The sequence below is a fragment of the Chromobacterium aquaticum genome, from assembly GCF_021129195.1.
Classification (GTDB): Bacteria; Pseudomonadota; Gammaproteobacteria; order Burkholderiales; family Chromobacteriaceae; genus Chromobacterium; species Chromobacterium aquaticum.
On sequence record NZ_JAJOHW010000159.1, the window covers coordinates 1 to 6,400 of the forward strand.

At 61.3% G+C, this 6,400-nt stretch carries 8 protein-coding genes; 1 reads left to right on the plus strand and 7 read right to left on the minus strand.

The genetic code is table 11. The annotated features are described in order from the left end of the window. The 6 genes from LQT98_RS24070 to LQT98_RS21140 form a co-directional block, all read right to left on the minus strand. Positions 1 to 118, minus strand: a 118-nt coding sequence (locus LQT98_RS24070) for a DUF444 family protein (RefSeq protein WP_269326112.1), incomplete at its 3' end; no start/stop codon positions are given. A gap of 141 nt (positions 119 to 259) precedes the next feature. After that, a complete protein-coding gene (locus tag LQT98_RS21120) occupies positions 260 to 2,188 on the minus strand; it encodes a PrkA family serine protein kinase (protein ID WP_019100828.1) in 1,929 nt (642 codons plus the stop codon). Beyond that, entirely contained in the window at positions 2,136 to 2,558 is a 423-nt protein-coding gene (locus tag LQT98_RS21125) for a hypothetical protein (protein WP_231464977.1), read from the minus strand. Before LQT98_RS21125 ends, LQT98_RS21120 begins: the two co-directional genes overlap by 53 nt. A 27-nt stretch (positions 2,559 to 2,585) precedes the next feature. Beyond that, positions 2,586 to 2,903: a PilZ domain-containing protein gene (locus tag LQT98_RS21130; protein WP_082150950.1), complete on the minus strand. Its 318-nt coding sequence runs from the start codon at positions 2,901 to 2,903 to the stop codon at positions 2,586 to 2,588. Next, positions 2,890 to 3,447, minus strand: coding sequence for an NUDIX domain-containing protein (locus LQT98_RS21135; RefSeq protein ID WP_231464979.1), 558 nt, complete (start codon positions 3,445 to 3,447; stop codon positions 2,890 to 2,892). The genes LQT98_RS21130 and LQT98_RS21135 overlap by 14 nt, the downstream gene beginning before the upstream one ends. A 9-nt stretch (positions 3,448 to 3,456) precedes the next feature. Next, positions 3,457 to 4,008 (minus strand): DUF2062 domain-containing protein, encoded by a 552-nt coding sequence (locus LQT98_RS21140; protein ID WP_048409194.1) that lies wholly within the window; start codon positions 4,006 to 4,008, stop codon positions 3,457 to 3,459. A gap of 198 nt (positions 4,009 to 4,206) precedes the next feature. Between LQT98_RS21140 and LQT98_RS21145 the strand changes: the two genes are divergently transcribed. Next, positions 4,207 to 5,991, plus strand: a complete 1,785-nt coding sequence (locus tag LQT98_RS21145) for an acyl-CoA dehydrogenase C-terminal domain-containing protein (protein ID WP_048409193.1) — start codon at positions 4,207 to 4,209, stop codon at positions 5,989 to 5,991. Positions 5,992 to 6,057: 66 nt separating this feature from the next. On the opposite strand, the gene LQT98_RS21150 is transcribed toward LQT98_RS21145, so the two are convergent. Beyond that, positions 6,058 to 6,400, minus strand: a 343-nt coding sequence (locus tag LQT98_RS21150) for a hypothetical protein (protein WP_231464981.1), incomplete at its 5' end; no start/stop codon positions are given.

Here is a 6,400-nt window from a genome sequence, read left to right on the forward strand (position 1 = left end):
CCTTGACCGCCTTGGCGACGGCCTCCTTGATTTGAGCCTTGAAACGGCGCAGGAACCGTTCGCGGTTAACCGCGGACTTGTTCTTGCCGTTGAGGCGCCGATCGATGATGTGGGACATAAGCACCTCGCTTTGCCTGTGCCGGCGCCGCCGCCCGCTGGCGGCCGCGCCTGACAGCTGTTGTTATTCTCCGCGCGGCCGGCGCCAGCGGCCGCGCGTCGATCTCCGGCGCCGCCCTGGCGACGCCGGACCCGCGATGGCTTACGAGGACTTGCGCACTCGCAGATACCATTCGCACAACAGGCGCACCTGCTTGGCGGTGTAGCCTTTCTCCACCATGCGGTTGACGAAGTCCTCGTGCTTCTTCGCGTCCTCGGCGCTGGCCTTGGCGTTGAAGGAGATCACCGGCAGCAGCTCCTCGGTGTTGGAGAACATTTTCTTCTCGATCACCGTGCGCAGCTTCTCGTAGCTGGTCCAGGTGGGGTTCTTGCCGCCGTTGTTGGCGCGCGCCCGCAGCACGAAGTTGACGATCTCGTTGCGGAAGTCCTTGGGGTTGGAAATCCCGGCCGGCTTCTCTATCTTCTCCAGCTCCGCGTTCAAGGAGGTTCGATCGAAGATCTCGCCGGTGTCCTGATCACGGTACTCCTGATCCTGAATCCAGAAATCCGCGAAGCTGACGTAGCGGTCGAAGATGTTCTGGCCGTATTCGGAGTAGCTTTCCAGATAAGCGGTTTGAATCTCCTTGCCGATGAACTCCACGTACTTGGGCGCCAGGTACTCCTTCAGGAAGGTCAGATACTTCTGCTCGGTTTCCGCCGGGAACTGCTCGCGCTCAACCTGCTGCTCGATCACATACAGCAAGTGCACCGGGTTGGCCGCCACCTCGCTGTGATCGAAGTTGAACACCTTGGACAGGATCTTGTAAGCGAAGCGCGTGGACAAGCCGCTCATGCCCTCGTCCACCCCGGCGTAATCGCGGTATTCCTGGATGGACTTGGCCTTGGGATCCGTGTCCTTCAGATTGTCCCCGTCGTAGACCTGCATCTTGCTGAACAGGCTGGAGTTTTCCGGCTCTTTCAGCCGCGACAGCACCGCGAACTGCGACATCATCTTCAGCGTGCCCGGCGCGCACGGCGCGCGGCCCAGTGAAGAGTTGCGGATCAGCTTGTCGTAGATCTTGATCTCGTCGGACACGCGCAGGCAATACGGCACCTTGACGATGTAAATCCGGTCGAGGAAGGCCTCGTTGTTCTTGTTGTTGCGGAACTGCTTCCACTCGGACTCGTTGGAGTGAGCCAAGATCACGCCTTCAAACGGAATCGCGCCAAAGCCCTCGGTGCCCTTGAAGTTGCCTTCCTGGGTCGCCGTCAGCAAGGGGTGCAAGACCTTGATCGGCGCCTTGAACATCTCCACGAATTCCAGCAAGCCCTGGTTGGCCAGGCACAAGCCGCCGGAGTAGCTGTAAGCGTCCGGGTCGTCCTGCGCGTATTTCTCCAGCTTGCGGATATCCACCTTGCCCACCAGCGACGAAATATCCTGGTTGTTCTCGTCGCCCGGCTCGGTCTTGGCCACCGCGATCTGCTTGAGCACGGACGGATAGCGTTTGACCACGCGGAACTGGCCGATGTCGCCGTTGAACTCATGCAGCCGCTTCACCGCCCACGGGCTGGGGATGCTCTTCAGATAACGCCGCGGAATGCCGTATTCCTCTTCCAGCAGCGCACCGTCCTCGTCATAGTTGAACAGCGCCAGCGGAGACTCGTTGACCGGGCTGCCTTTCAGGCAATAGAACGGCACCAGCTCCATCAGCTCTTTCAGCTTTTCCGCGATGGACGATTTACCGCCGCCCACCGGACCCAGCAAATAGAGGATCTGCTTCTTCTCTTCCAGGCCTTGAGCGGCGTGGCGGAAGTAGGACACCACCTGTTCGATCACCTCCTCGGTGCCGTAGAAATCACGGAACGCGGGATAGACCTTGATGACTTTGTTGGAAAAAATGCGGGACAGACGCGAATCATGCCGAGTGTCCACCAGCTCCGGCTCGCCAATGGCGGCCAGCATGCGCTCTGCGGCGGTGGCGTAAGCGCCGGGGTCTTTCTTGCAGAGCTCCAGGTACTCCTGGATGGTGTACTCCTCCTCACGAGTCTTGTCGTAACGAGCAGCGTAGTGACTGAAGATATCCGGGTGCATGGCTCTCTCCTGGCAGGTAGCAGAGGCGCAAACGATATGCACACGGCATCCGCTGCTCCCCTTGCTGAATTAGAGTATTCACATTGTTTCCGGCTTCTTTTTCTGGGTATAGCATAACGCACGGGCTGGCAGGGCAAAACAGCGCCTGCACACAAAATATGAGATCGCGAGCCAGATTCAATACAAGTATTTGAAATGGATGGCGAATTCCGCCAGCTTTTTTTTGTAACGGGAGACGAGCGGCGTGTAAGCGGGAGTAAACGGAAATCGGCCCAAAAAAAATGCTTTGAGAATCAACCGTTTCCAGCGCGGCGATTGAAACATTCGCACCGCGCAAGGTGGCGAAAAGAGAGAAAGAAATATAAAGCATGCGCCGCGCTCGCGCGGCCGGCGGCGCTCAGCCCTTGCGCTGAATAATGCGCACGCCGATTTCATAGATGCGGCCGCGCTGCACCTCATTGCAGCGCTTCACCTCCACCACCGCCTCCAAGGGCTTGCCCGGCATGCCGCCCACCGACGGCGCCAGCACGATGACGGACAGGCGCTCGCCGAACTGCGGCACGAAGGACGAACGCAAGGCCATGCCGTCCACCGACAGATCGACGCACTCGCCGTAATGGGTTTCGCCGCTGATCAAGGAGCGGATGCGGGCCTTGCAGCCCATGCTGATGCGCCGTCCGCGCCGCCGATCCCGGTAGGGATCAAACGGCGACACCCGCCATCCTCCCGGCCTGATGCGCGGCCAGCCAATGCAGGCCGACGATGGACTTGCTGTCGCAGATATCCCCGCTCAGCGTCATCCGCATCGCCTCTTCCAGCGGCACCGTCAGCACCTCCAGGAACTCGCCCTCGTCCAGGCGGCTGCCCTGCTGGCTCAGCCCCTCCGCCAGGTAATAGCTGATGCGCTCGTTGGAATAGCCTATGCACGGATAAGCGGTGCCCAGATAGGTCCAGCGCTCCGCCACATAGCCGGTTTCCTCCAGCAGCTCCCGCCTCGCGGTGGCCGCCGGCTCCTCGTCCGGGTCTATCTTGCCGGCGGGAATCTCCACGAACTCGCGGCCGGCCGGATAACGATACTGGCGCTCCAGCACCAGCTTGCCGTCCGGCGTCAGCGCCAGCACCGCCACCGCGCCGGGGTGCAGAATGTATTCGCGCGTGGCCGCAGCCCCATCCGGCAGCGCCACCTTGTCCTTATGCACCTCGAGAAAGCCACCCTGATACACCAACTCCGACGACAATTGCTTCTCAAGCAGATTCACGATGGCCCCTTAAAGTGTTTTGCAATGTCGGCTTTTCCAGGCGCTGACCACCGCCCAGCGCCATAGCAGCCGGGTCAGCACATAGCCGATCACACCGAACGTCAGCCCCAGCGCCGGCAGCCCCACCAGCAAAGGCCAGCCCAGATCGGCCAGCCAGTCCAGCGTCAAGCGCCACCACTCCGCCAGGTTCAACTGCCCCCAACCGGGCGGCGGCGTCATTGTACCCGCAGCCGGATCACCCAGCAAAAGCTTGCCATAAGCATAAGCCAGAAAATACAGCGGCAATACGGTCAAAGGGTTAGTGTACAGCGTGAACAGCACCGCCACCGGCAGATTCACCCGCATCAGCAGCGCCAGCGTCACCGCCGTCACCTTTTGCGTGGGGCCGGGCATCAGGCCGGCGAACAAACCCACCGCCACCCCCATCGCCACCTTGCGCCGGTTCAGCGACCAATACGCCGGCCGGTCCAAATACGGCGCCAGCCGGCGCAAGCCGGGCTTCTGAAACCAATGATGCCGGTAGGCAACCCATTTGCGTACCTTGCGTCTAAACCAAGTCATCTGGAATGTATCAATCCCTCATCCGCGCCCGTTGCCGTTAAACCACACTCACCGCCGGGGAAAGCGCGAAAAGCTTGTCAAAGCCTCGTCGATAATTTAAACAAGCGTTTGAATTATTCGCCCAAGCGCAGGGCGAACCCAAACACTACAGACTTGGGCCGCAAAGTCCAGGCCGCGCAAAACCAACAGGAGAGACCCATGCCTGCATACCAAGCCCCGCTGCGGGATTTCGATTTCGTGCTCCACGAGCTGATCAAGGTACAGGACATCATCCCCACCCTGCCCGGCTACGAAGAAGCCACCCAGGACATCTTCCGCTCCTACCTGGAAGCCGCCGCCCAGTTCTGTGAAAGCGAACTGGCGCCGCTGAACCGCCAGGGCGACGAAGAAGGCTGCCACTACGACAGCTCCACCAAATCCGTCACCACCCCGCCCGGCTTCAAGGAAGCCTACCAGCAATACTGTGAACTCGGCTTCCCGGCGCTGGACTGCGACCCGGCCTACGGCGGCCAGGGCATGCCCAAGGCGTTGAGCTTCCCCATCATGGAAATGCAGTGCTCCAGCAACGTGGCCTGGTCCATGTACCCCGGCCTGTCCCACGGCGCGTATTCTGCCATTCATGCCCACGGAACCGAAGCGCAAAAAGCGACCTACCTGCCCAAACTGGTGGACGGCAGCTGGACTGGCACCATGTGCCTGACCGAACCGCACTGCGGCACCGACCTGGGCCTGCTCAAAACCCGCGCCGAACCCAACGGCGACGGCAGCTACAGCATTACCGGCACCAAGATTTTCATCTCCGCCGGTGAACATGATATGTCCGACAACATCATCCACCTGGTGCTGGCCCGCCTGCCGGACTCGCCCAAGGACGTGAAAGGCATCTCCCTGTTCATCGTGCCCAAGTTCCACGAAGATGGCAGCCGCAACCCCGTGGCCTGCGGCAGCCTGGAACACAAGATGGGCATCAAGGCCAACGCCACCGCGGTGATCAACCTGGACGGCGCCAAGGGCTATCTGATTGGCGAAGTCAACAAGGGCCTGTCCTGCATGTTCACCATGATGAACGCCGCCCGCCTGGGCTGCGGCATGCAAGGCCTGGGCATAGGCGAAGCCTCCTTCCAGGGCGCGCTGGCCTATGCGCGCGAACGCCTGCAAATGCGCTCGCTCTCCGGCGACAAATGCCCGGACAAACCGGCGGACCCCATCATCGTCCACCCGGACGTGCGCCGCATGCTGCTGACCCAGAAAGCCTACACCGAAGCCGGCCGCGCGCTGACCAGCCTGCTGGCGCTGCAACTGGACATTGAAGACAAACACCCGGACGCCGACGCCCGCCAGGACGCCGCCGACCTCGTGGCCCTGCTCACCCCGGTGGCCAAGGCCTTCATGACCGACAACGGCTACGAAGCCGCCAACCTGGGCATGCAAGTATTCGGCGGCCACGGCTACATCCGCGAATGGGGCATGGAGCAACTGGTGCGCGACTGCCGCATCTCCCAGATCTACGAAGGCACCAACGGCATCCAGGCCATCGACCTGCTGGGCCGCAAAGTGCTGATGGACCAGGGCCAGAAGCTGCGCAAGTTCACCAAGCAAATCCACAAATTCTGCCAGGCCAATGAAGGCAACGACAAACTGGCCGACTACGTGGCCCCGCTGGCCAAGCTGTTGAAGGACGTGGGCGAAGTGACCATGGGCATAGGCATGGCCGGCATGCAGAACCGCGACGAAGCCGGCGCGGCCGCCACCGACTACCTGCGCCTGATCGGCCACCTCAGCTACGCCTGGCTGTGGGCGCAAATGGCGGAAGTGGCTCATTCCAAGCTGGGCGGCGGCGAAGACGGCTTCTACCAGGCCAAGATCCTGACCGGCCGCTTCTATATGGCTAAGCTGTTCCCGGAAGTGCACAGCCTGCTGGCCAAGCTCAAGGCCGGCGCCAAGCCGTTGATGGAGTTGCAGGACGAGCACTTCGCGTTCTAAGGAACCTGCTTACGATCTGCTGNNAACGGCCCCTAGGGGCCGTTTCTCATGGGCGACTCCGCCGCGCTAGCCGCCCCGGCCTCGCTTGCGGTAACGCTTCTGCGTTTGCGCCTGCGCTATCTGCTCCAGACACAGATAAAGCTGCTGCACCGCCTCCACATGCTGGGCCAGATCCACCCGCTCCACCGCCAGGTTCAGCAACATCTCCAGATAATTGAAGAAACCCTTGCACAGGCCGATGCGGTGACTCTTGTCGGCAAAATCCATATCGCTGGTAATGCGGAACAACAGCCCTCGCGCCGCATGCTGGCGGTTGGTCTTCAACAACTGCGCCAGATGCGCAGCGTACTGGCGGCCAATGGCGCAGGCCTCGGAATAATCCCTGGGCTCCGCCGGCTGCCAGTAATGC

Coding starts and splice junctions, on each gene's coding strand:
- LQT98_RS21120 (WP_019100828.1), bottom strand. CDS start 2,188: ATGCACCCGGATATCTTCAGTCACTACGCTGCTCGTTACGACAAGACT.
- LQT98_RS21125 (WP_231464977.1), bottom strand. CDS start 2,558: ATGCTTTATATTTCTTTCTCTCTTTTCGCCACCTTGCGCGGTGCGAAT.
- LQT98_RS21140 (WP_048409194.1), bottom strand. CDS start 4,008: ATGACTTGGTTTAGACGCAAGGTACGCAAATGGGTTGCCTACCGGCAT.
- LQT98_RS21145 (WP_048409193.1), top strand. CDS start 4,207: ATGCCTGCATACCAAGCCCCGCTGCGGGATTTCGATTTCGTGCTCCAC.